This is a genomic window from Streptomyces sp. NPDC002793 (assembly GCF_040295485.1).
Classification (GTDB): Bacteria; Actinomycetota; Actinomycetes; order Streptomycetales; family Streptomycetaceae; genus Streptomyces.
Map to the genome: position 1 here is coordinate 165,297 of NZ_JBEOVL010000013.1, position 23,962 is coordinate 189,258.

General features: G+C 68.7%; 22 protein-coding genes, 3 tRNA genes and 1 pseudogene. 15 read left to right on the forward strand and 11 right to left on the reverse strand.

All coding sequences use genetic code 11. The features are described from left to right. The first annotated feature begins 64 nt into the window (after nucleotides 1-64). Complete coding sequence (locus ABT001_RS15640) at nucleotides 65-1,141, forward strand: RNA polymerase sigma factor (RefSeq protein ID WP_351277125.1); 1,077 nt, start codon at nucleotides 65-67, stop codon at nucleotides 1,139-1,141. A 14-nt stretch (nucleotides 1,142-1,155) separates the two neighbouring features. On the opposite strand, the gene ABT001_RS15645 is transcribed toward ABT001_RS15640, so the two are convergent. The 4 genes from ABT001_RS15645 to ABT001_RS15660 all read right to left on the reverse strand — a co-directional run bounded on the left by ABT001_RS15645 (nucleotide 1,156) and on the right by ABT001_RS15660 (nucleotide 6,743). After that, a complete protein-coding gene (locus ABT001_RS15645) occupies nucleotides 1,156-3,081 on the reverse strand; it encodes an ABC transporter ATP-binding protein (RefSeq protein WP_351277128.1) in 1,926 nt (641 codons plus the stop codon). After that, on the reverse strand, nucleotides 3,081-4,814 hold the full coding sequence (locus tag ABT001_RS15650) for an ABC transporter ATP-binding protein (RefSeq protein ID WP_351277130.1): 1,734 nt from the start codon (nucleotides 4,812-4,814) through the stop codon (nucleotides 3,081-3,083). The genes ABT001_RS15645 and ABT001_RS15650 overlap by 1 nt, the downstream gene beginning before the upstream one ends. 113 nt (nucleotides 4,815-4,927) lie before the next feature. Then, complete coding sequence (locus tag ABT001_RS15655; protein WP_351277132.1) at nucleotides 4,928-6,373, reverse strand: FGGY family carbohydrate kinase; 1,446 nt, start codon at nucleotides 6,371-6,373, stop codon at nucleotides 4,928-4,930. 67 nt (nucleotides 6,374-6,440) lie between these two features. Next, entirely contained in the window at nucleotides 6,441-6,743 is a 303-nt protein-coding gene (locus tag ABT001_RS15660; protein ID WP_203186120.1) for a YtxH domain-containing protein, read from the reverse strand. Between the two features lie 193 nt (nucleotides 6,744-6,936). On the opposite strand from ABT001_RS15660, the gene ABT001_RS15665 reads away from it, so the two are divergent. The 5 genes from ABT001_RS15665 to ABT001_RS15685 all read left to right on the forward strand — a co-directional run bounded on the left by ABT001_RS15665 (nucleotide 6,937) and on the right by ABT001_RS15685 (nucleotide 8,385). Further along, a tRNA-Asn gene (locus ABT001_RS15665) sits at nucleotides 6,937-7,009 on the forward strand. A 5-nt stretch (nucleotides 7,010-7,014) separates the two neighbouring features. Next, nucleotides 7,015-7,087 (forward strand) — tRNA-Asn (locus tag ABT001_RS15670). 223 nt (nucleotides 7,088-7,310) lie between these two features. After that, nucleotides 7,311-7,384: transfer RNA gene (locus ABT001_RS15675), tRNA-Ile, on the forward strand. Nucleotides 7,385-7,744: 360 nt separating this feature from the next. Beyond that, on the forward strand, nucleotides 7,745-7,978 hold the full coding sequence (locus ABT001_RS15680) for a type II toxin-antitoxin system VapB family antitoxin (protein WP_015577068.1): 234 nt from the start codon (nucleotides 7,745-7,747) through the stop codon (nucleotides 7,976-7,978). Beyond that, a complete protein-coding gene (locus tag ABT001_RS15685) occupies nucleotides 7,975-8,385 on the forward strand; it encodes a PIN domain-containing protein (protein WP_351277136.1) in 411 nt (136 codons plus the stop codon). Before ABT001_RS15680 ends, ABT001_RS15685 begins: the two co-directional genes overlap by 4 nt. 131 nt (nucleotides 8,386-8,516) lie before the next feature. On the opposite strand, the gene ABT001_RS15690 is transcribed toward ABT001_RS15685, so the two are convergent. The 5 genes and pseudogenes from ABT001_RS15690 to ABT001_RS15710 form a co-directional block, all read right to left on the reverse strand. Beyond that, on the reverse strand, nucleotides 8,517-9,074 hold the full coding sequence (locus ABT001_RS15690) for a dienelactone hydrolase family protein (RefSeq protein ID WP_351277139.1): 558 nt from the start codon (nucleotides 9,072-9,074) through the stop codon (nucleotides 8,517-8,519). A 40-nt stretch (nucleotides 9,075-9,114) separates the two neighbouring features. Continuing rightward, nucleotides 9,115-9,708 carry a sugar O-acetyltransferase gene (locus tag ABT001_RS15695; RefSeq protein ID WP_351277141.1) on the reverse strand — a complete coding sequence of 198 codons (594 nt, stop codon included), beginning with the start codon at nucleotides 9,706-9,708 and terminating at the stop codon, nucleotides 9,115-9,117. Nucleotides 9,709-10,028: 320 nt separating this feature from the next. After that, nucleotides 10,029-11,276 (reverse strand): RNA polymerase sigma factor, encoded by a 1,248-nt coding sequence (locus ABT001_RS15700; protein WP_351277143.1) that lies wholly within the window; start codon nucleotides 11,274-11,276, stop codon nucleotides 10,029-10,031. After that, nucleotides 11,273-12,154, reverse strand: a complete 882-nt coding sequence (locus ABT001_RS15705; RefSeq protein ID WP_351277146.1) for a YciI family protein — start codon at nucleotides 12,152-12,154, stop codon at nucleotides 11,273-11,275. Before ABT001_RS15705 ends, ABT001_RS15700 begins: the two co-directional genes overlap by 4 nt. Nucleotides 12,155-13,089: 935 nt before the next feature. Beyond that, a pseudogene (locus ABT001_RS15710) lies at nucleotides 13,090-13,428 on the reverse strand (MarR family winged helix-turn-helix transcriptional regulator); the annotation flags it as partial. A gap of 184 nt (nucleotides 13,429-13,612) precedes the next feature. Here ABT001_RS15710 and ABT001_RS15715 point away from each other — a divergent pair. Both ABT001_RS15715 and ABT001_RS15720 read left to right on the forward strand, forming a co-directional pair. After that, entirely contained in the window at nucleotides 13,613-14,626 is a 1,014-nt protein-coding gene (locus ABT001_RS15715) for an aldo/keto reductase (RefSeq protein ID WP_351277149.1), read from the forward strand. Nucleotides 14,627-14,673: 47 nt separating this feature from the next. Further along, entirely contained in the window at nucleotides 14,674-15,096 is a 423-nt protein-coding gene (locus ABT001_RS15720; RefSeq protein ID WP_200694923.1) for an SRPBCC family protein, read from the forward strand. Nucleotides 15,097-15,345: 249 nt separating this feature from the next. Here the strand turns inward: ABT001_RS15720 and ABT001_RS15725 are convergent, their stop codons facing one another. Together ABT001_RS15725 and ABT001_RS15730 are read right to left on the reverse strand one after the other, a co-directional pair. Continuing rightward, complete coding sequence (locus ABT001_RS15725) at nucleotides 15,346-15,822, reverse strand: peroxiredoxin (protein WP_200694924.1); 477 nt, start codon at nucleotides 15,820-15,822, stop codon at nucleotides 15,346-15,348. A gap of 55 nt (nucleotides 15,823-15,877) precedes the next feature. After that, nucleotides 15,878-16,753 carry an alpha/beta fold hydrolase gene (locus tag ABT001_RS15730; protein WP_329421329.1) on the reverse strand — a complete coding sequence of 292 codons (876 nt, stop codon included), beginning with the start codon at nucleotides 16,751-16,753 and terminating at the stop codon, nucleotides 15,878-15,880. A 239-nt stretch (nucleotides 16,754-16,992) separates the two neighbouring features. On the opposite strand from ABT001_RS15730, the gene ABT001_RS15735 reads away from it, so the two are divergent. The 7 genes from ABT001_RS15735 to gnd all read left to right on the forward strand — a co-directional run bounded on the left by ABT001_RS15735 (nucleotide 16,993) and on the right by gnd (nucleotide 23,877). Then, on the forward strand, nucleotides 16,993-17,583 hold the full coding sequence (locus ABT001_RS15735) for a TetR/AcrR family transcriptional regulator (protein WP_351277153.1): 591 nt from the start codon (nucleotides 16,993-16,995) through the stop codon (nucleotides 17,581-17,583). 68 nt (nucleotides 17,584-17,651) lie between these two features. Next, nucleotides 17,652-18,494 (forward strand): helix-turn-helix transcriptional regulator, encoded by an 843-nt coding sequence (locus ABT001_RS15740; protein ID WP_351277155.1) that lies wholly within the window; start codon nucleotides 17,652-17,654, stop codon nucleotides 18,492-18,494. A gap of 98 nt (nucleotides 18,495-18,592) precedes the next feature. Next, nucleotides 18,593-19,573, forward strand: a complete 981-nt coding sequence (locus tag ABT001_RS15745) for a helix-turn-helix transcriptional regulator (RefSeq protein ID WP_351277157.1) — start codon at nucleotides 18,593-18,595, stop codon at nucleotides 19,571-19,573. Nucleotides 19,574-19,768: 195 nt separating this feature from the next. Then, nucleotides 19,769-20,797: a saccharopine dehydrogenase family protein gene (locus tag ABT001_RS15750; RefSeq protein WP_351277159.1), complete on the forward strand. Its 1,029-nt coding sequence runs from the start codon at nucleotides 19,769-19,771 to the stop codon at nucleotides 20,795-20,797. A 158-nt stretch (nucleotides 20,798-20,955) separates the two neighbouring features. Further along, the gene (locus ABT001_RS15755; RefSeq protein WP_351277160.1) at nucleotides 20,956-21,417 is read left to right on the forward strand and encodes a nuclear transport factor 2 family protein; all 462 of its coding nucleotides are present in this window, start codon (nucleotides 20,956-20,958) and stop codon (nucleotides 21,415-21,417) included. A gap of 75 nt (nucleotides 21,418-21,492) precedes the next feature. Continuing rightward, nucleotides 21,493-22,380, forward strand: a complete 888-nt coding sequence (locus ABT001_RS15760; protein WP_351277163.1) for a helix-turn-helix transcriptional regulator — start codon at nucleotides 21,493-21,495, stop codon at nucleotides 22,378-22,380. A gap of 57 nt (nucleotides 22,381-22,437) precedes the next feature. Continuing rightward, a complete protein-coding gene (gnd, locus tag ABT001_RS15765) occupies nucleotides 22,438-23,877 on the forward strand; it encodes an NADP-dependent phosphogluconate dehydrogenase (RefSeq protein ID WP_351277166.1) in 1,440 nt (479 codons plus the stop codon). Nucleotides 23,878-23,962: the final 85 nt, after the last annotated feature.

Below are 23,962 nucleotides of genomic sequence, written 5' to 3' on the forward strand. Positions count from 1 at the left end.
GGCGGTCCGCCCCGGCGGACCTCCATCCCCGCGATCCGGCAGCGATCACCTGGAGGTCGCCCCCGTGCAGACCCGGACCGTGCCGCCCACGACCGAGCATGTCCCGGCGATCCCCGCACAGAACCGGGTCACGCGTCACCCCGAGACGGCGAGCACACCGGAGCCGGTGCTGGAGGAGCCGGTGGAGCCCCCGGAGGCCCAGGAGGCGCGCAACCGGCCGGAGACGGGTGGCCCGACGTCCGACCTCTTCCGCCAGTACCTACGGGAGATCGGGCGGATCCCGCTGCTCAGCGCCGCCGAGGAGGTGGACCTCGCCCGCCGCGTCGAGGCGGGTCTCTTCGCCGAGGAACGGCTCGCCGGCACCCCCGACCCCGACTCCCGGCTCGCCGTCGACCTGGACCGGCTCGTGGTCATGGGGCGGATGGCGAAACGCCGGCTCATCGAGTCCAACCTCCGCCTCGTGGTCTCCGTGGCCAAGCGCTACGTCGGCCGGGGCCTGACCATGCTGGACCTCGTCCAGGAGGGGAACCTCGGACTGATCAGGGCGGTCGAGAAGTTCGACTACGCGCGGGGCTACAAATTCTCCACGTACGCCACCTGGTGGATCCGCCAGGCCATGTCCCGCGCTCTGGCCGATCAGGCCAGGACCATACGGGTCCCGGTGCACGTCGTCGAGCTGATCAACCGGGTCGTACGCGTCCAGCGCCGCATGCTCCAGGAGCGCGGCTACGAGCCCACCGCCGAGGAGGTCGCGGCCCAGCTCGACCTGACGCCCGAGCGCGTCGTCGAGGTCCGGCGCCTCGCCCAGGAACCCGTGTCCCTGCAGGCGCCCGTCGGTGAGGAGGACGACGTCGCCTTCGGTGACCTCATCGAGGACGGCGACGCCGCCTCACCCGCGGAGTCCGCGGCCTTCCTGCTGCTGCGCCGGCACCTGGAGGTGGTGCTCTCCACCCTCGGCGAACGGGAGAGGAAGGTCGTCCAGCTGCGCTACGGACTGGACGACGGGCGGCCCCGCACGCTGGAGGAGATCGGACGGATCTTCGGCGTGACACGCGAACGCATCCGCCAGATCGAGGCCAAGACCCTCACCAAGCTGCGGGACCACGCCTTCGCCGACCAGCTCCGCGGCTACCTGGACTGAGCGGACCGGGCCCGTCAGTCGACCTCGGCCGGCGCCTGCGCGAACTGCGCGGCGTACAACCGGGCGTAGGCCCCCTCGGCGGCCAACAGGACCTCGTGCGTCCCCTGTTCCACGATCGAGCCGTTCTCCATCACCAGGATCACGTCCGCGTCCCGGATGGTGGAGAGCCGGTGCGCGATCACGAAGCTCGTACGGCCGTGCGCGAGCCGCGCCATCGCCTTCTGGATCAGCACCTCGGTCCGGGTGTCCACGGAGCTGGTCGCCTCGTCGAGCACCAGGATCACCGGGTCGGACAGGAACGCCCGCGCGATCGTGATCAGTTGCTTCTCGCCCGCACTGACCCCGGCCCCGTCGTGGTCGATCACCGTGTCGTAGCCCTCGGGCAGCGTACGGACGAAACGGTCGGCATGGGCCGCCCGCGCCGCCTCCTCGATCTCCTCCCGGGTCACCTCGCGCGAAGCGCCGTAAGCGATGTTCTCCGCGATCGTCCCGCCGAACAGCCAGGTGTCCTGGAGCACCATGCCTATCCCCGAACGGAGTTCGTCGCGCGACATCCTCGCCGCGTCGACCCCGTCGAGGGTGATCCGGCCGCCCGTCACCTCGTAGAACCGCATCAGCAGGTTGACCAGCGTCGTCTTGCCGGCACCGGTCGGGCCGACGATCGCGACCGTGTGGCCGGGCTCCACGCTCAGCGAGAGGTCCTCGATCAGCGGCTTCTCCGGGTCGTACCGGAAGGACACGTTCTCCAGCGACACGCTGCCGCGCAGCTTCTCCGGCCGCTCGGCCGGATCGGGGTCGGGCGCCTGCTCCTCGGCGTCCAGCAGGCCGAAGACCCGCTCGGCGGAGGCGATGCCCGACTGCACCAGGTTCGCCATCGAGGCGACCTGCGTCAGCGGCATCGAGAACTGCCGCGAGTACTGGATGAACGCCTGCACGTCACCGATCGACAGCGCGCCCGACGCGACCCGCAGCCCGCCGACGACCGCGACCAGCACATAGTTCAGGTTCGACACGAACATCATCAGCGGCTGCATGATCCCGCTGTTGAACTGGGCCTTGAAGCCCGCCTCGTACAGTGCGTCGTTCTGCTCGGCGAAGTCCCGTGCGGACTCCTCCTGACGCCCGAAGACCTTCACCAGCGTGTGACCCGTGTACATCTCCTCGATGTGGGCGTTGAGCTTGCCCGTCACCTTCCACTGCGCCACGAAGTGCGGCTGCGACCGCTTGCCGACCCGCGTCGCGACGACCACCGACAGCGGGATCGTGACCAGCGCGACCAGGGCGAGCAGCGGGGAGATCCAGAACATCATGATCAGCACACCGACGATGGTCAGCAGTGAGTTGATCAGCTGGCCCATCGTCTGCTGCATCGTCTGCGAGATGTTGTCGATGTCGTTCGTCGCCCGGCTCAGCACCTCGCCCCGCTGCTGCCGGTCGAAATAGGACAGCGGGAGCCGCGACAACTTCGTCTGCAGGTCCTCGCGCAGCCGGAAGACGACCCGGTTGATCACCCGGATCGAGAGCCGGGTCGACGCCCACATCAGCAGCCCCGCGCCGACGTACACCAGGAGCACCGCCAGCAGGACCTGGCCCACCGCGCCGAAGTCGATGCCGTGACCGGGGACGAAGTCCACCCCGGTCAGCATGTCGGCGAGCCCGTCGTCGCCCTCCGCACGCAGACCTTCGACCGCCTGCTCCTTCGTGGCGCCGTCCCGCATCTGCCGTCCGACGACACCCGCGAAGATCAGGTCCGTGGCCCCGCCGAGGATCTTGGGACCCGCCACGGACAGCGCCACGCTCAGCGTTCCGGCGCCCAGCATCAGCCACAGCGAGGACTTCTCCTCGCTGAACCTTCGCAGCAGCCGCTTCCCGGACCCCTTGAAGTCCATGGACCGCTCGGTGGGCCCTCCGGCCATCATCCGTCCGCCCGGTCCGGCCATCAGGCGGCCTCCGCTTCCGTCAGCTGGGAGAGCACGATCTCCCGGTAGGTTTCGTTGCCGTCCATCAGCTCGTGGTGGCTGCCCGTCCCGACGACCCGGCCCTCGTCCAGGACCAGGATCCGGTCGGCGTCACGGATCGTGGACACCCGCTGCGCCACGATCACCACGGTCGCCCCCGCCGTCTCGCGGGACAGCGCGCCGCGCAGCGCGGCGTCCGTCGCGTAGTCGAGGGCCGAGAACGAGTCGTCGAAGAGATAGATCTCCGGCTTCTGCACCAGGGTCCGCGCGATCGCGAGCCGCTGCCGCTGACCACCGGAGACATTGGTGCCACCCTGCGCGATCGGAGCGTCGAGACCGTGCTCCAGCCCCTCCACGAAGTCCTTCGCCTGCGCCACCTCCAGCGCGTGCCACAACTCCTCGTCGGTGGCGTCAGGATTGCCGTAGCGCAGATTCGTCGCGACCGTACCCGAGAACAGGTACGGCTTCTGCGGTACCAGGCTCACGGTCTTCGCCAGGAGGACCGGATCCAGCGTGCGCACGTCGGTGCCGTCGACGAGGACCTCACCGTCCGTCGCGTCGAAGAGCCGTGGGACGAGCCCCAGCAGCGTCGACTTCCCGCTGCCCGTCGACCCGATGATCGCGGTCGTCTCCCCGGGCCGCGCCACGAGATCGACCGAGCGCAGCACCGGCTCCTCGGCGCCAGGGAAGCGGAACTCCGCGCCCCGTACCTCCAGATGACCGTGGGCCGGCAGCTCCGTGACAGGAGCGGTGGGCGGCACCACGCTCGACTCGGTCTCCAGGACCTCCTGGATCCGCTCGGCACAGACCTCGGCACGCGGCACCATGATGAACATGAAGGTGGCCATCATCACCGACATGACGATCTGCATCAGATACGCGAGGAACGCGGTCAGCGCCCCGATCTGCATTCCGCCGCTGTCGATGCGGTGCGCCCCGAACCAGACCACGGCGATGGACGACAGGTTCACCACCGTCATCACCGTCGGGAACATCAGGGCCATCAACTTGCCCGTCGACACGGCGACGTCCGTCAGCTCCGTGTTGGCGCCGCGGAAGCGCTCCTCCTCGTAACCGTCACGGATGAAGGCGCGGATGACGCGGTTGCCGGTGATCTGCTCGCGCAGCACACGGTTCACCGTGTCCAGGCGCTCCTGCATCGTGCGGAACAGCGGCCGCATCCTCCGCACGATGAGGCTCACCGAGACACCGAGCACGGGCAGCACGGCCAGCAGCACCGCCGACAGCGGGACGTCCTGGCCGAGCGCCATGATGACGCCGCCGACGCACATGATGGGCGCCGAGACCATCAGCGTGAACGCCATCAGGACGAGCATCTGGATCTGCTGCACGTCGTTGGTCGTACGGGTGATGAGGGAAGGCGCCCCGAACCGTCCCACCTCGCGCGCGGAGAACGACTGCACCCGGCCGAAGACCGACGCCCGTACGTCGCGTCCCAGAGCGGAGGCCGTGCGGGCGCCGTAGTAGACCGCCCCGATGTTGCAGACGATCTGGACGACGCTGACGACGATCATCACGCCGCCGAATTCCAGGATGTACCCCGTGTCCCCCCGCACGACACCGTTGTCGATGATGTCCGCGTTGAGGCTGGGCAGATAGAGGCTGGCGCAGGTCTGCAGGAGCTGGAGCAGCACGAGCAGCACGATGGGACGTCTGTACGGATCCAGGTAGGTCCGCAGGAGTTTTATGAGCACACGAGTCTCTCGGAGTCGGCGAAGGGCAGAGGCCGGTCCATACTCCGGCACTCCGGACCGCTGCTGCCAACGCTTTCCTTCAAGCCCCGGTCAAAATTCCGGGGAGGCGCCCCTCAGACCGCTCCGTCGAACGCACCGGGGTGGATCTGGTCCCGGGTCGCTCCGTACTGCTGGCGTACCGCGCGGCCCACCGCGAGCTCCTCACCCGGCTCCAGCACCTGCGCCGCCGCACCCTGCCAGGCCGGGGGAGTACGTGCGTCGAGCGACCCCTGCGAGACCCCCAGGGCCCACGCGGCCTGCCGGGCCGCACCCCGCGCCGCGTACTCGGCGGGCTGCGGCACGACGACCTGGGTGCCGAACACCGCGGGCGCCAGCGCCTGCACGGCGGGCAGTTCGGCGGCCGCGCCCAGCAGGAACACCCGCCGCACCTCCACGCCGCGGTCCCGCAGCACGTCCAGTGCGTCGGCCAGCGAGCACAGCATCCCCTCGAAGGCGGCCCGCGCCAGATGCTCGGGCTTCATCGACTCGCGCCGCAGTCCGGACAGCGTTCCGGCCGTGTGCGGCAGCTGCGGAGTGCGCTCGCCCTCCAGGTAGGGGAGCAGGACGAGCCCCGAGGCTCCCGGCGTCGACTTCAGCGCCAGCGCGGACAGTTCGTCCAGGCCCTCCAGCCCCAGCATCTCCGCCGTGCCGCGCAGCGCGCGTACGGCGTTCGAGGTGTGGACCACCGGCAGATGCATCCCGGTCGCGTCGGCGAAGGAAGTGATCATCCCCGAAGGGTCGGCCAGCGCCTCGTGGTGCACGGCCATCACCGAGCCCGAAGCCCCGAGCGACACGACGGCGTCCCCGACGGCGACACCCAGCCCGAAGGCCGCGGCCATCGTCTCGCCGGTGCCCGCCGAGATCAGCAGCCCCTCCGGCGTCATCCCGGCGGAATCGGCCGGGCCGAGGACCTCGGGCAGCGCGGCCTGATGGCCGAGCGCGAGCTCCACGAGATCGGGCCGGTAGGACTCGGAACCCGCCGACCAGTAACCGGTGCCGGACGCGGCACCGCGGTCCGTCGTCCGGCGGGCGGGCCGGCCGAGGAGCTGCCACACCAGCCAGTCGTGCGGCTGCAGGACGGCGGCGACCCGCTGCGCGTTCTCCGGCTCGCTCCGCACCATCCAGCGCAGCTTCGCCACGGGCTGCGCGGCCTGCGGGACGGCCCCGACGGCCTCGGCCCAGGCCTGCCGCCCGCCGAGCCCGTCGACCAGATCGGCCGCGGCTGCCTGCGCACGGCGGTCGTTGCCGAGCAGCGCCGGCCGTACGAGATTGCCCTGGTGGTCCAGCGGCACCAGCCCGTGCTGCTGCGCGGACACACCGATGGCCTGCACGCCTTCGAGCAGCCCTCCGGAGGCCGCCTCGCCGAGTGAGAGCAGCCACGCCTGCGGATCCACCTCCGAGGCCTTGGCCTCGATGGGATGCGCGGCGTACCCCTGCCGCAGCACCTCACCGGTGTCCGTGTCGCAGACGACGATGTGCGTGAAGGCGGATGAACTGTCCAAGCCGGCCACTATGCCCATGGCCTAGATTCTGCCGCACCCGCGGACCTTCCCGCACCGGGCGGTGTGCCCGGCACGGGAGCGGGCCTCAGGTGTTCGTCGTCCCCCAGTCGTCACTGCCGTTGTGACCGCTGCGCTCCCGCAGCGAGCGCACCCGGTCGGAGACGGAGACGGGGACCCTGTCCCCGACCTTCTCGCTCACCGAGTGGTACGCCTTGCCGGCGAAGTCCCGGCTGCCGTGCGCGGCGGACTCCGCCGCGTTCCGTACGGCGGGATTCTCGGCCAGCGTCTGCGCGGCCTTCTTCAGCTGCTCGTAACGCTCGCGCCCGGCTCGCGTGCCGAGCACGTAACCGAGGGCCACTCCGGCGATGAACGTGAGCCGGTACCGCATGGCTGCCACCCTTCCTTCGCTCCGTGCGACGTGTGCTGGGACGTGTGCTGCCCGCCTACCCGCACCCACCCGAGATCACCCCGGGAGATACCGATTGGCGGAGCACCCCCCTGCTTGCGCTAATGTATGTGTCGCAGCGAACGCGCGCCGCTCGGCAGTAGCCAGGCAGGTACGTTTCGAGGCAACGCCACAATCCCCTGTAGCTCAATTGGCAGAGCAGCCGGCTGTTAACCGGCAGGTTACTGGTTCGAGTCCAGTCGGGGGAGCGCGATCCCCTGTAGCTCAATTGGCAGAGCATTCGGCTGTTAACCGGAGGGTTACTGGTTCGAGTCCAGTCGGGGGAGCGAGACGGAAGAGGGTCCTTCGGGGCCCTCTTTCGCGTGCCCGCCCAGGAGCGGCCCGCAGCCCGTCCGTGACTCTTTCGGGGTGATTCCGCGCCGCCTGGAACCGGGCAGCGCGCAGCGAGGTCTTCATGGTCACGCGAGGCCGGGCACCCGAAGCAGGAGATCGTATGACCGGCTATGCTGCGGCAGACGGCGCGCACAGGTGTACGCGCCACGCCGAGACGGGGCGGTAGCTCAGCCGGTTAGAGCAGCGGACTCATAATCCGTCGGCCGTGGGTTCGAGTCCCACCCGCCCCACCCAGCGTCCCCGGGCAGAATCGTTCTGACCTGGGGAAACGTGTTTTTCGGGGCGTTTTGCGTGTGGCGTTCGCCTCGCGTGGGTGTGGCGAACGCAGGTCCTCACGCAGCGATGAAAAGCTTCGGAGGGGCTTTAAGCTGGGGTTTTGCGTCGAAGACTCCGTGGGAGCGTCGTGGAATGCTCCCACGGCTGCCGAGGCAGCAGCCCTGCCTCACCGCATCGACATCATCCACGCGGTATGCGGCTTGTAGCCGTTGGGTCGGATCCTCTCTGGCTGGCTTGCGCTGATCTGCCGCCACGAATGTTGGTGATGTATCGTAGTTATGTACATCACGGACTCAAGGTGAGGGGTGGCTGATATGTCTGTGACCCAGGTCGATCTCGATGACGAGGCGCTGGCTGAGGCGATGCGGCTCATGGGTGTCTCGACGAAGAAGGAGACGGTCAACGGGGCCCTACGGGACTATGTGGCGCGCATCAAGCGCCTGGAGGCTGCTGAGAAGCTGGCCGCGAGGGGTGAGCGGGGCGAGTTCGAGGCTGCGGCTGCGGCGCATGCAGCGGCCAAGCAGGCCCGGCGGGCAGCCTTCGAGTGATCACATACCTCCTCGACACGTCCGCCCTCTGGTACCTCTTCCGGACGCCGGGGGCATTGCGTCCCTGGGAGGGGCACATCGCCGCCGGTGTGTTCCATATCTGCGAGCCCACAAGGGCGGAGTTCCTCTACTCGGCCACGAGCCCGGCTCATCGGGACGAGTTGGCCGAGGAGGTGGATGACCTCTGCCATCACGCCCCGGTTCCCAAGAGTGCGTGGCGCTGGGTCGACACCGCGCAGTACAAGCTCACCCAGCGAGGGCAGCACCGGGCCGCCGGAGCCATCGACCTTCTGGTGTGTGCGACGGCGGTCCATCACGGTCACTCGGTGCTTCACGTGGACAACGACTTCGCCACGGTGGGTGCAGTCTTGAAGGAAGTGCAGCAACGGGACGTACGACCACACTGACCGAGGCGGACCGTTGTGCTGCTCGTCCGGGCCTGGCGCAGATGGGATGAACGCCTACCTTGCGAGAGGCCCATCTGTGGTCCCTGTCCCACCGGAACGCCCCGACTCGATCACATACACGGGACGATCGGTCAGCCGAGGAAGTCCAGCACGCGGCACCAGGTCAGCTCGGCAGCAGCCGGGTCATGGCCGGGATGCTCAGGGTCGGTATAGAAGTGACCGGCGCCTGCATAACGGAAGATCTCCAGATGGATGCGTTTCTCCGTTGCCGCCCGACGGAGTGCGGCAACGTTCTCGGGCGGTGCGAAGACGTCCGGTTCAGCCGCGTGCAGTTGCATCCTGAGACCTGGGCGCACGGATTCAGGCAGGGCGGTAGTGGCGTGCAGGAGCAGGACGCCGAGGGTGTCCGGGCGCTCGGGCCACAGCTCGGCAACGACGCCTGCACCCATGGACACGCCGGCGAGGACGGTCTCGCCAGGCATAGCCCCGAGGGCTTGTTGGGCGCGGTCAACCACTGTTCGCCAGCCGATCCGTTCGATCAGCTGGTATCCCTCGTCGATAGTGGCCGCGGTCTCGCGGCCGAAAAGGTCGGGGGCGAAGACCTCATGCCCGGCGCGTCGCAGCCGCTCGGCGGCGAGGAGTTCGACCGGGCGCAGACCGAGGACCGAGTGGAACAACGCGATGTGCATGACGGCTTCCCGTGGGGGCATCGAGACGGAGGGCCACCCCCTAGGCAGTACGTGTGGTGAGGTCCCCGTCCGTGATGGGGCGGACCACACGACAGGGTGTGCCGAGCGCGACGCTCATCGGGGGAATGCTGCGGCTGACGACGCTACCGGCGCCGATGACCGACCCGTAGCCGATGCGGACGCCGGGCAGGATCACCACGTTGCTGCCGATCCACACCTTGTCCTCGATCACGATCGGCTCGGAGAACCGCCCGAAGTCAGCTCGGCGCGCGGGATGTACCGGGTGTCCCGTCGTGGTCAGCGTCACACTGGGCGCGATCATGACTCCGTCGCCTATATGGATGTCCACGTCATCGACGAACGTCAGGTTCACGTTCCCGAAGAAGTCATCGCCGATGTGGACGTTGCTGCCGAACCCAGCGTGGAACGGCGGCAACAGCACCGTGCGTTCACCGACGGAGCCGAAGATCGCTACGAGCAGCGATCGACGCCTCTCACTTTCGCTAGGGGGCGTTCGGTTGTACTCGAAAATCTGGTCTGTACGGCGGCGAGGGGCCTGGAAGGACGCTTCAGACTCCGTGTAGACAAGCCCTTTGGCGATCCGGGCGAGAACTTCTTCGTGAGTATCGGCCACAGCAGGACGTTCCCTTCATCTGATTCTTTCAATCGGCCCGGACGCCGCTCGGTCGAGTGCCCGTCCTGCGACAGGCGTAGGGCAGGCAAGGCCACGGTAAGGACCAGAGGTGCCCACTTTTTCAGGCGTTGGCCACTATTTGCGGGCTGTTGATGTCGTTACGCTGTCTTGAGGGACCTGAGTGTTCCGTCAGGTCCCGCCCTTGCAACCCCTGGTTGCCGAAATCGCTCGTGTGTCCGTTTCCTGCCCTGGGCACGGCTCGCGGAACTCCCGGGTCGGAAGGGAGCGGGCTGGGCACCGGCCTGCGGCGGGGCGGCTGCTCAGCCCTCGTCGTTCCGTCGATCTTCCGGTCCCAACTCGGCTGTACGCTTGGCATATTCTCGGACGACGGCCTCGTTGGGGGCGGAGCTCTTCGCCGCCCGGTACGTCTTTGCTGCCTCGCGGGTCCGACCGAGGCGGCGCAACGCGTCCGCGCGGACGGCGTGCAGGGCGTGGTTGCCGGTCAGCTCCTTAGGCGTTCCCAGGGCGTCGACGGCGTCCAGCTGCGCCTGTGGACCGTCACGCATTCCCAGGGCGACCGCGCGGTTGAGTGCCACGACCGGGTTCGCACGCAGGGCGAGGAGGCGGTCGTACAACGCCACGATGGCCTCCCAGTCGGTTGCGGCGGCAGCCGGAGCGAGGGCGTGCTGCGCGGCGATCGCCGCCTGGAGCGCGTAGGGGCCGCCCGACGTGACCGTCTCGCGGGCCAGGCCCACGCCCTCGGATATGAGCGAGCGGTCCCAACGCCTGCGGTTCTGGTGCTGCAGCGTGATCAGGCTGCCGTCCTCGTCGAGCCGGGCGGCGCGCCTCGAGTGCTGGAGCAGCAGCAGGGCGAGTAACGCCCGTGCCTCCGGCTGCTCCGGCGCCTCGGCGGTGACGAGCCGTGCGAGCCGGATGGCCTCCTCGGCGAGCGGATCGCGGATTGTGCTCCCGTCGCTGGGCGCGTATCCCTCGGTGAAGACGAGATAGATGACGGCGAGAACTCCGTCCAGCCGTTCGGCGCGTGCCCCGGACGGCGGAACCCGGTAGGGGATTCCGGCGGCCGCGATCTTGCGCTTGGCGCGCAGGATCCGCTGCGACACGGTGTCCTCACTGACCAGGAAGGCACGGGCGATCTCGCGCGTGGTGAGGCCACCGACCGCCCGGAGGGTCAGCGCCACCCGGGATTCGAGGGGGAGCGCCGGGTGGCAGCAGGTGAACACCAGTCGCAGCCTCTCGTCTCCGGGCGGCGGCGGTTCGCGGACCGCCTCGATCGCGGCGACCTCGGCAAGCTTGCCGCGCTCGGTCGTCCGGCGGCGCAGCACGTCCAGGGCGCGGTGCCGGGCGGCGGTCACCAGCCACGCTCCTGGTCTGCGCGGTACTCCGTCGCGCTCCCAGGCCGGCAGGGCGCGGGCGAACGCTTCCTGTGCGCAGTCCTCGGCCAATTCCCAGTCGCCGGTGAGGCGCACGATCGTGCCGAAGACAACGCCCCACTCGCCGCGGTACGCCTCGGCGAGCGCCGCCCGGACGTCTGCCGGCCCGGTTCTCACGACAAGTCCGTCCAGAATTCGCGCAGCTCGGCGATTCCGGATCGTGCCATGGGACAGCGGGAGAGGTAGTCGATCGCTTCCTCCCACTCACCGTCGATGAACACGATTCCAGTCACCCACTCCGGCACGTCGGCGTACGCGCCGTCGGTGATCAGCAGTTGCCCTCTGCGGCGCCGCACGAGAGTGGCGTCCTGGACGGGACGCAGGTGCTCGCCGCCGAGGTAACGACCGGAAGCGAGACCCTCGCGGACCCACTCGGCCACCGAGGCGGGATCAGGAGTGAAGGACGGAGCGCTCGGGTCAGTCCGGAGGATCCCGAGAAAGCGTGAAGCGGGCGCGTCGCCCTCGTGTGGGACGTTTTCGGTGTCTCGTCCGAGATCGAGGGGTTCAACCGGCCGAATCTCGACGCGTCCGCCGATCGCCATCGGGTGCGAGGCGGCTACCTCGATCGCCTCGTCGAGGTCGGCGGCCTCGACGAGGTCGTACCCGGCGATCCACTCGGTCGTCTCGGCGAACGGGCCGTCGGTCACGAGCACCCGGTCTCCGCGAACGCGCACTGTTCTGGTTTCGGTGACCGGCTTGAGCGGCATCCCCTCGATACGGACGCCACTATCGCTCCACTTCTCGACCCATGCCCCGGGGTTCTCGTCGGTCGACTCTCCGGCGGGGTCGGTGGCGACGAACAACACGTACTTCATGACCGTTCTCCTTCCGAACGTTTCATGAGGACGACGAAGGACCTTTGCCGAATCCGACAGAACGGCGAGGATTCCGTCGAAGATAACTTCCTCTCGGCTCTGGCCGAGGAGTTGAGCTGCAAGTACAGGTTGCTCAAACCTCTCCTCGTGTCCATGGCGTTGAGTCTGTGAGGAGTGCATGCGACCGCCCGCACCGGCTCGTTGCCCCGGAACCGTACCGGCGCCGGTCGCGGCGCAGCCGGGCGAAGCCGCCGGAAGGCATCTCGCAGCTGGTGGTGTCCCGCACTGCTCTGCCGGGCCCTCGTGCTGGGCAGCTATCAGGACGTGTCGGCTGGCAACTCATGCGCTACGCAGCGTGACAGTGGGGCCCGCCGAAGGCAGTGGTCTTTCCGGTCTCGGAGGAAGGGTCAGGAACGCGGCTGGAGATGCTTTCTGCGCTCCTCAGAAGCCAGTTGCTGAGTAAGTACGTGTAAGCGGGGATGGTGTGGCGAACGCCTAACCGCTACTCGTTCGAGCCGGATCGAGCTGGACGCAGCCAGATGGAAACGGGTGGCTATGTCCGTTGTTTCGGCATCGTCGCAGGTGAGAGGTGTCACGCTTTTGGGTTCGAGTCCCACCCGCCCCACCCAGCATCCCCAGGCAGAATCGTTCTGACCTGGGGAAACGCGTTTTTCGGGGGCCTTTCGCGTGTGGCGGTCGCCTCGCGGGGGTGTGGCGAACGCGGCGCTTCGGATGTCCCGGACCGGCCTTTCGTGGCTGTGACCTGGGCCTTTGTAGGCTTGCATCCGTGGGATGGTTAACAACGGTCCCACGGCCGCCGGGAAAAGGTGCGGGGGCATCGCACCCGTCTACGAACGGCCCTCGGTCGGGTCGGCCGCCGACGAGGACACCCGCGCTACAGAGTGTCGTTTCGTGTGCCCGCAAGGAGAGCTCGGCTCACCGTCGCGCGGAGACGATCCGATGGTGCTGCAAGGTGAGGTTCTTGCCGTGCTGCTCGGAAGCAGGGCGGGGAGCGGGCGGTGTGGCGAACGCGTGACCGAGCCTCGTTCGAGACGGATCGAGCCGGACGGCACGAATCTGCGGTTCCTCCAGCCCCGGGGGTTTCGTCCGCTGGCAACGGGGCCCGGCTCAGGCTGGCTGGATGGCGCCCGGCAGCTCGCTTTGCTCAGGGCTGTGTTGTGGGTGGGACGGGCCTCGTCCAGCAGGCGCATGCCGGCGGTTACATCCGTGTAGATGCCGCGACGGTCGGTGGGGCACAGGTGGCGCGAGAGCAGCCCGCGCTGTTCCAGCCGGGTCACCAGTCGCGTGGTGGCGCTCTGGCTGAGCACGACGGAGTCGGCGACCTGGCGCATCTGCAGGTGCCTGCCCTCGTCGTTGTGCTGTCGGCCGAGCACGTCGAGGAGTGAGTACTCGCGGGCGCTCAGCTCGTGCCCTGCCTGGAGTGCGCGTTCGATGCAGCCGGTTTCCGGTTCCTACGTGGGGACCGGAGCGCCAACTCGCGAGTCAGTACCCGTACGCCGATAACCCGCGCTTGCATTTAATGGCGTGTGCAAGTAACGTCGTATGCAAGTAAAGCTGCGCAGGGCCCACCCGAGGCGCCGAGCGGCTCGCCACCACGCACGAAAGGGAGCTCTCCTGATGAGCCTCACCCGCCTGCTGCCCGGGTCGCTGGGCTTCGGAACCGCCCCCATGGGCAACATGTTCCGCGCCATCCCCGAGGAAGAGGCCCAGGCCACCCTCCAGGCCGCCTGGGACCAGGGCATCCGCTATTACGACACCGCACCGTTCTACGGTGCGGGCCTGGCCGAGATCCGGCTCGGTGAGCTGCTGGCCCAGCAGCCCCGGGACTCCTACGTCCTCTCGACGAAGGTCGGCCGCGTCATCCTCGACGAGGAAGAAGACCCGTCAGCCCGTGAACTCGGCGAGAAGGGCGGTCTGTTCGAGCACGGCCGCCCCAACAAGGTGGTCGATGACTACACCGCTGACGCGACCAAGCGCTCCATCGAGGACAGCCTCAAGCGGCTGAACACCGACCGGCTCGACATCGTCTGGGTGCACGACATCGCCCAGGACTTCCACGGCGACCGATGGCTCGCCCAGTTCGAGACGGCCCGCACCGGTGCCTTCCGGGTCCTGGACGAGCTGCGGGACCAGGGCGTGATCAAGGCCTGGGGCCTGGGTGTCAACCGCGTCGAGCCCGTCGAGCTCACCCTCGCCCTGGACGAGCCGCGCCCCGACGGCTTCCTGCTGGCCGGCCGCTACACCCTGCTGGACCACCGCCAGGCCCTCCAGCGACTGCTGCCCGCGGCGCAGGAACAGGGCGTCGACATGGTCGTCGGCGGCCCTTACAGCTCAGGCGTCCTGGCCGGCGGCACCCACTTCGAGTACCAGGAGGCCCCGGCGCACATCGTGGAAACCGTCCGGCGCATCCGGGAACTGACCGACCGGCACGGGGTGTCCATCAAGGCCGCCGCGCTCCAGTTCGCGCTCGCCCACCCGGCCGCAGCCGCCGCGATTCCCGGCGCCACCCGCCCCTCCCGCATAGCCGAAGACCTCGGCGCCCTGCGCGAGGAGATCCCCGCCGCCTTCTGGCACGACCTGCGCGCTGCCGGCCTGCTCGACCAGGCGGCCCCGCTCCCCGCCGGCGTCTGACCCGCCCCCGCACCCACTCCCCACATCCCCCACGTAAAGGAGCCACCATGGCCTCCACTTCCGTGAGCCGTGTCGTCCAGGCCTCCCCCGAGCAGGTCTGGGAACTGATCGGCGGCTTCCACTCCCTGCCCGACTGGCTGCCGTACATCCCCAAGACCGTCTCCGAGCAGGGTGGCCGGGCCCGACGGCTGACCAACGCCGAAGGCGGGGTCATCGTCGAGCGGATGACCGCTTACAGCGCCGAGGAGCACTACTACAGCTACGCCATACTCCAGGCGCCCTTCCCCGTCACCGGCTACCTCTCCACCCTCCGCGTCTTCTCCGTGCCCGGCAGGCCGGGGGCCGCCGAGATCCAGTGGAGCGGACGCTTCGTTCCCGAAGGCGTGAGCGACGAGGAGGCCGAGACCCTCTTCACCGGCATCTACCGGGACGGACTGGAGGCCGTGACCACGGCCCTCGCGACTCGATGACCGAGGTCACCAGGACCGGGTCCTGATGGCGGATGGCCTGTGACCGGACACCGCAGCAGGCCCCGCAGCGAGGGGCCCGACTGGTCACCTGACCAGCCGGGCCCCTCGCTGTTCTGTCTGTCTGTCTGTCTGTGTCACTGACCTCGGCTCGCCGTCGCCACCTGGAGGACGAGCACTGCAACGCCACCGCTGCTGCCGCGGCGCTGTCGGGTGCCCAGGCAGCGAGCGCCTGGGCAGCGGCCCGGAGGCTCAGAGTAGGGAGAGTTCCGTGGTGAGCTTCTCCAGTGGCTGCCAGGTCAAGCCGACAAGCGCCGCGTGCTTCCACGCGATCCGCCCTCCGGGGGCGATGAGGAACACCGAGCGCCTCAGGCCGACGCCGGGGGCGGCGACGCCGAAGAGCTTGGCCACGGTGCGGTCCGGATCGCTGAGCAGGGGCATGCGGAGGTTGTTCGTGCGGGCGAACTCCTCGTGGCTGTCGACGTCCTGCGGGCTGATGGCCCAGACCTCGGCACCCAGTTCGGTGAACTGTTCCAGCCCGCTCGAGTAGGAGCACAACTGCTTGGTGCAGACACTTGAGTTGTCCTGCGGGTAGAAGGCGAGGACCAGGGGGCGCGCGCGTTCGGTGTCGAGCCTGTAGGTCCCCCGGGTGAAGTCACCGCCGCACAGCACGCCTCCGGAGAGGACGAACTCCGGCGCCGTACTCCCTGTTTCTATCGAGCCTGCCATTGTGTCTCCTTGTATGCCGTCTGTGCTGGGTGAGCCGGTGCGAACGTCGTGCCGTTCATCGGGTGGCCGTCGCAGCCTGCCGGATCAGGCCGGTCACGGTGTCCGGGCGGGTCAGCATGACGGCGTGGGGCGAGTTGACCTCGGTGGTGTGTGCGTGAGCCCGCTTGGCCATGAAGCGCTGGGTGGCCGGGGGCAGAGCGTGGTCCTGGCGCGTGACCAGGTACCAGGAGGGAATGTCTCGCCAGGCGGCGTTGGTCGCGGTCTCCTCGAGGGCGGCGGCGCTGATCGGCCGTTGCACGGCGGCGAGACTGTTGGCCTTGCGTGCGGACAGGGACGCGGCGAACACGTCACGGTACTTGTCGGGCTTGATGGAGAGGTCCACGCCGCTCACGCCGTTGCCCATGTCGAAGGGAACGGGGTTCAGCGCGTCCGGTGTGGCGTGCGAGCCGGGATTCTTGGCGACCAGCGCGCCGAGTGACTCGCCCTTGTCCGGCGTGAAGGCCGCGACGTAGACGAGTGCCTTCACATTGGGCTCCTCCGTGGCAGCCTCCCCGATGACCGCGCCGCCGTAGGAGTGCCCGACCAGGACGACCGGACCTCCGATGCTTTCGATCCGGCTCTTCACATAGGCCGCGTCCGAGGCGAGCCCGCGCAGGGGGTTGGCGATCGCCTGTACGGGATATCCCTGGGCCTGCAACCGGTCGATCACCGGGCTCCAGCTGGAGGAGTCGGCCCAGGCACCGTGTACGAGCAGGACGGTCGGCTTCGGCGCCGAGTGCGAGGCGGCAGCGGCGGCTGCGACGGTCTTCCCGTCATCGGAAGGGCTGCTGGCGAGGGCGGGGACTGCGACGGCGGCCAGGGCTGCCGCGCCGGCGACCGCGAGTACGGCGCGGCGGGTACGGCGTGCGGGCTGGATGTGGCGTCGGGACATGGTGTGCCTTCTCTGCTGGTGGCATGAGGAGACCCGGAGGGCTCCCTATGTAGATGGAACGTTCTATCTACTTCGTTGACCGTACTGCTTGCTTTCGTGATCGTCAATCGATGACTGAATCGCTGGAAGCGGCGGTGGCTAAGGAGTTGGCCAGTAGTGAGTCATCTGCACCCGAGGGGTCGAGAGTGCGGCCGTCTCGCCGTTCTGCTGGAGAACGGTCGTTCCGGTAGGGTGGTGCAATGACCCCGCCCCAAGCCCCCGCTGCAGCGTCTCCGGCCCGAGCCCGGCTCCTGGAGACGGCCTCCGCCATCTTCTACGCCGACGGCATCCGTCACGTCGGCGTGGACCGGATCATCGCTGAGGCCCAGGTCACCCGGGTCACCTTCTACCGCCATTTCCCCAGCAAGGAAGACCTTGTGCTCGCCCATGTCGAGCAACGCGACCAGCAGATCAGGTCGGTGGTGACGGAGGCGTTCCGGACGAGTACCGACCCCGAGGCTTTGCTGCTCATGATGATGGCTGGCATCGGGGCGGAGATCTGCGGGCCGGGCTTCCGTGGCTGCCCGTTCATCAACGCCGCCGCTGAGTACCCGAACCCCGGGCATCCTGTCCGGCGGGCGGTCCAGGCCCACCGGACCTGGTTCCGGCAGACGGTCCTGAACCTCGCGACCGCTGCGGGCTGCACCGACAGCGAGCACACCACCGCGGCGCTCATTCTTCTGCGGGACGGTGCGATGGCAGGGGGAGACCTGGATGATCCGCAATCGGTGCGTGAGCACTTGATGCGGACCGTCTCCGCCGTTCTTGAGGACGGGCGGAAAGCCCGGTAGGGAGGGCCGTGTCCACCCGGCCGGTTTCTACCTCGCTCTCCCGTTCACCCCAACTGACAGGTCGGAAAATGCAGCAGCCGCAGAACGAACTCGGCGCCTTCCTGCGCGCGAACCGTGCCCGCACCGAACCGTCCGACGTGGGTCTACTCGCAGGTGGTGGCAGCCGGCGAGTCAAGGGTCTGCGGCGGGAAGAGGTGGCTGTGCTCGCCGGCGTGAGTGTCGACTACTACGCGCGCCTGGAACAGGGGCGCGAGCGCCATCCTTCGCCGCAGGTGGTCGATGCGGTGGGGCGGGCGATGCGCCTGACACCGGACGCGCGGACCCATCTCTTCCGGCTGGCGGGCCTTCACCCCGCGCTCACCTCGGCCGCGGGCCGCGATCTGGTCCACCCCTCCCTGCTGCACCTGCTGGACGCCTTTCCCGCGGCCGCCGCCTACGTGCTGAGCCCCGCCTTCGACGTACTCGCGAAGAACGCCATCGCCACCGCGCTCCTCGCACCCTTCGAGGGCACCTCGAACATGGTCCGGGTGCTGTTCCAGCATCCTCGTGCGCGAGAGGTCTTCGTCGAGTGGCCCGTCGTGGCGCGCGCCACGGTGCACGCGCTGCGGCTGCACGCGGGACGGTTCCCCGACGACCCCGGCATCAGCGGCCTCGTGGCCGAGATGTCGCAGGAATCACCGGACTTCCGGGGGCTGTGGCAGGAGAACGAGGTCGAGAGCATGACCCGCGCGTGCAAGGTCTTCGTGTTGCCCGGCGTCGGTCGCATCGAGCTGACCTACCAGACCTTTGACGTCCACGACGCTCCAGGACAGCAGCTTCTGGTCGGCGTTCCCGAGCCCGGCAGTGCAAGCGCCGCGTCGGTGACGTCCCTCGTGGCGCCGGCCGAGCGCGGCGCGACGACCATCGCGTGATGCCCCGCCGAGGCTGCTACGCGGGGGTGAGGGAGCTCTACGCCGCCTCCGATCCATGCGGGACCGCCCCGCTCGCAGCTCCCGGATAGGTTCGTTCAATGATCACCACCTCCGCTCGACTGCTTCGGTTGGTGTCCTTGCTGTCGAGCAGACCCACCTGGTCCAACGCGGAACTCGCACGGCAACTGGACGTCACCGAACGCACGGTGCGCCGGGACGTCGACAAGCTGCGTGAGCTCGGCTACGGGGTGGAGTCCGTGCCGGGGCCGGGCGGCGGCTACCGCTTCGGCGCGGGCAACCGTATGCCGCCGCTGAACCTGGACGACGACGAGGTCTTCGCTGTGGCCGTGGCGCTCAGGGAAGCCGCACACGGTGCCGCACTGGGTGCTGACCCGGCAGCACTGTCGGCCCTGCTGAAGCTGCGGCAGATCCTTCCCACCCGGATGGCGAGGCGGCTGTCGGGCCTCGACGCCACCGTCGAACACACTCCGCGCTGCGAGACCCCCCGGGCGTCCGCCGACGTGCTGTTGCTTCTGGCCTCCGTCTGCCGGGCGTCCGAGCGCACCACACTCACCTACCGCGACATGCACGGCACCACCACGGTCCGGTGCGTCGATCCGCACCGCCTGGTGTACACCGGCGCCCACTGGTACTTCGTGGCCCGCGACGTCGGACGATCGGCCTGGCGGACGTTCCGTGCGGACCGGGTCGTGGAGGTCGAGTCCACCGGGGAAGTGGTCGAGGTGCTGGACGCCCCGGACGCGGCGCAGCTGGTCTCCGACACCATCACCCGCACCGGATATCCCTTTTTCGCCCGGGTCCGGCTCCCGCTGTCCTACGACGACGCCCGGCGCCTGGTGGCCCCCATCGTCGCCACCCACGAACCCGACGGGCCCAACGCGACGGTCATCAGCATCGGCGGCTCCGACCCCGGCCAGCTCGCCGGCTACCTCCTCAGCCTGCGCACGCCGCTGGAGGTGCTGTCACCCGACTCCGTTCGCGAGGCGCTCCTCGCCCGGCTCGACGTCCTGTACCGCGGCAATGGCGCGGGCCGGCAGGAAGCCGACGAGCAGAAGTGACGGTCGGAGTGGCGGTGACGAGGAGAGCAGGGGTGACGATCAGGGGGTCCCAAGCAGCGACCGGTGAAAGACCAGGACCGTACGTGTCCGGATCTGCTCCTAGCCTGGATGCAAGGCACACAGCGCCGAGCGCGTCACCGCTCGGGACCGGCCTTTCCCGCAGTCCCACTTCTTACCTGTTCATGGGAGCGCATCATGTCAGCCACCCCCCGCCTGCTGGTTTACGGAGCCACCGGTTACACCGGGAAGCTTGTCGCCGAGCACGCCAAGGAGTCGGGCCTCGACGTCGTCGTGGCCGGCCGCAACCAGGAGCGCGTCAAGGCGCTCGGTGAGGAACTCGGTGTCGACAGCCGGGCATTCACGGTCGATGACCCCGCACTCCTGCGAGACGCGCTCGATGGCATCACCGTGGTCCTGAACGTCGCCGGCCCCTTCCAGCGCACCGCGGGCCCGCTGATGGATGCCTGCATCGACAAGGGTGTGCACTACCTCGATACCACCGCCGAATACGACGTGTTCGCCACCGCGCGTTCCCGGCACGCCGAGGCGGCGGCCGCCGGCGTGATGGTCATGTCCGGCGTCGGCTGGGACGTCGTGCCCAGCGACTGCGTGGCCGCCCACGTCGCGGCACGCGTCACCGAGCCCGTCAGCCTGCGCCTGGCGCTCAAGCTCCTCAGCGCGACCCCCGAGGAGTCGGAGGGCCTGAACCTCTTCTCTCGCGGGTCGATCGTCAGCGCCACCGAGGGCATCGGTGACCTGGGCGTGCTGGTCCGCAAGGACGGGGACATCGTCGCCCTGCCGGAGCCCAAGGCCGCCTCGTTCGACTTCGGTGACGACGGGCTCGAAGAGTGCGTATCCGTGTCCATGGGCGACCTGATCACCAGCCACTACGCCACGGGCGTTCCCTCGATCGAGGTGTACGTGCAGGTCGGCCAGCCGCTCCCCATCGACCTGGACCTCTCGACGCTGCCCGACGGCCCTACCGCTCAGGAGCGGGAGGTGGGACGCAGTAAGGTTGTTGCCGAGGTCACCGGCCGGGACGGCAGCGTGGTCCGGTCCCTGATCGACACACCGACCGGCTACCGGTTCACCCAGCTCTCCTCCGTGGAGATCGCCCGCCGTGTGCTGGCCGGCTCCTTCACGCCCGGCTTCCAGTCGCCTTCCTCCGCCTACGGCCCCGAACTGGCTCTCGCCGTCGGCGACTCGCAGATCAAGGACCTGTAGGGGACACCGTGGGTGGGCCGGCCCACCCACGGATCCGAGTGGAACATGGGTGTGTGGCACCCAGGAAGACAGGTCCTTCCTGGCCGGTCGACGCGCGAACAGACTGAGGGTGTTCGCCCGCCGGGGCGAGCGAATCCTCCTGTCGAAAGGCCACTGCCATGCCTGCTTCCACCCCCTCGATCTCCAGTGCCCGACAGATCGAGAACCTCATCGCCCGCTACTCGCACCTCGTCGACGACGGCGACTTCGCGGAGTTCGGCGCACTCTTCGAGAACGCGGAGTTCGTGTCGGGTGAGGTGAGCCTCCGCGGTGGGAAGGCCATCGAGGACCTGATCAGCTCGATGCTGGTCGTGCACGACGACGGAACCCTGCGCACCCGGCACATCACGACGAACATCCTCATCGAATTGAACGAGGACGACGACAGTGCCGAAGCGCGGTCGTACTACAACATCCTCCAGGCAGTGCCCGGCCTCCTGCCGCTGCAGATGGTGGCGGGCGGACGCTACCGCGACCGCTTCGAGCGGCGTGAGGGGACGTGGTCCTTCGCCCGGCGGGAGGTCACCATCGACTTCACCGGCGACACCCGCTACCACCTCAAGACCCCGCAGGACGCCTGAAGCGCACCGAAGGGCCGGCTCGCGTCGGGCACGCCGACTTCCGGTGCGCCGAGCCGAGAAGGAGTTCGGATGCGCATGCACGTGCCCTCCATGGTGCCCATGGGCTCGGCACGAACCCGCAGGCGTGCCGCGGAGCCACGGGAGAACTCCCTGGGGGAGTTCCTTCGCGCCCGCAGGTCCCGGCTGGCTCCCTCGGACGTCGGCCTGGGCACCGGTGGTCGTCGCCGCCGGGTGGATGGACTGCGCCGGCAGGAGGTGGCGGTCCTTGCGCACGTCAGCGCCGACTACTACAGCCGACTGGAGCAAGGCCGGGAGCGACACCCTTCGCCCTCGATCGCTGAATCCCTCGCCCAGGCCCTTCGTCTGACCCCCGACGCGCGAAGCCACCTGTTCCGTCTCGCCGGACTCAACCCGAACCTGCGTCCGGACACCGGACGCGGACAGGTGCACCCGCAACTACTGCACATCCTGGACGCCTCTCACCAGGCAGCGGCCTACGTACTGAGTCCCAGCTTCGACATCCTGGCGGCCAACGCGCACGCCCAGGCACTGCTGTCCCCCTTCGCCGGTAGCGATCAGAACCTGCTCCGGATCCTCTTCGCACACCCCGGGGCGCGGACCTACTTCACCGAATGGCCTGTGGCCGCCGCCGGCTCGCTGCACACGCTGCGCCTCAACGCCGTCCGCCTGCCCCAGGACACCGTCATCGCGGACCTCGTCACCGGACTGTCCGCCGGGTCGGCCGACTTCGCAAGGCGCTGGGAGAACGGCGCGGCGATCGGCCTGGACCACGCGTACAGAAGGGTGGCCCACCCAACAGCAGGACACATCGAACTCTCGTACCGCGTCCATGGCGTGGCGGCCGTCCCGGGCCAGCACCTGCTGGTCGGAGCTCCCGCCCCGGGAAGTCGCAGCGCCGAGGCCTTCACCTACCTCGCGGCCATGGGTGGACAGCAGCCATGACAACCACGACCACCTATTTGTCTTCCACCCGTACAGGTGGCAGAGAAAGAGATCACCATGAACACACGTGCGCACATCGGAGTCACCGGACTCGCGGTGATGGGCCGAAATCTGGCCCGCAACTTCGCCCGACACGGCTACACGGTCGCCGTCCACAACCGGACCGCGTCGCGTACCAGAGCCCTCATGGAAGAGTTCGGTCACGAGGGCACCTTCGTACCGGCCGAAACCGCCCGGGATTTCGTCGATGCCCTACAGCGCCCCCGCCGCCTCATGATCATGGTGCAGGCGGGCGCCGCCACGGACGCGGTCATCGACGAGTTCGCCCCGCTGCTGGAGTCCGGGGACATGATCATCGATGGTGGGAACGCCCACTTCGCCGACACCCGACGTCGTGAGACGGCTCTGCGGGCACGCGGTATCCACTTCGTCGGAGCAGGTGTCTCCGGCGGTGAGGAGGGCGCCCTCGACGGGCCGTCCATCATGGTGGGCGGTTCGAAGGAGGCCTACGCCGTCCTGGGCCCCATGTTCGAGAGCATCAGTGCTCATGTCCACGGGGAGGCCTGCAGCACGCATATCGGGTCCGACGGCGCCGGTCATTTCGTGAAGATGGTCCACAACGGCATCGAGTACGCCGACATGCAGCTCATCGCCGAAGCCTACGACCTGCTTCGCCAAGTGGCCCAGTACAGTCCGGCCGAGATCGCCGAGATCTTCCGCACCTGGAACAAGGGGCGACTGAACTCCTATCTGATCGAGATCACCGCCGAGGTGCTCTCCCACACGGATGCCGACACCGGCAGGCCCTTCGTCGACGTGGTCGCCGATGCCGCCGGACAGAAAGGCACAGGCCGCTGGACCGTACAGACCGCCCTCGACCTCGCCTCCCCTGTCACGACCATCGCGCAGGCGACCTTCGCACGCGCGGCGTCCGGACAGTCCGCCCTGCGTACCGCATACCGTCCGCTGCCCGGCGGCATGCACATACCGAAGAGTCGCTCCGAGGCAGAACGCTTCACGTCACAGGTCGAGCAGGCGCTGTACGCCTCCAAGGTCATCGCGTACGACCAGGGCTTCACCATGATCCAGGACGCCGCGCTCACATACGGCTGGGACATCGACTTCGGAGCGGTGGCCGGCATCTGGCGAGGCGGCTGCATCATCCGCGCCGCCTTCCTCGACCGTATCCGCACGGCGCACAAGGCCGCCCCCGACCTCGTCAGCCTGCTGGCCGAGCCCGTGTTCGCCGAGGAGATCACCGCAGCCCAGGTCCCCTGGCGTGAGGTCGTCGCCACCGCTGCCCGACGTGGTGTCCCCGCTCCCGCGTTCGCCGCGGCACTGTCCTCCTACGACACACTGCGGGCCGACCGGCTGCCGGCCGCGTTGCTGCAGGGCCAGCGGGACTACTTCGGCGCTCACACCTACCGGCGTATCGACCGGCAGGGGGCATTCCACACGCACTGGGCGCACCCCGACCGTCCTGAGACAGACATCTGATCCGGGCCGTCACGTCCACGGTCACCGGCGGTCTGCCTGGGTGCGGCACACCCACCCTCGCGCAACCTCCCTCTTCGGGGCCCTG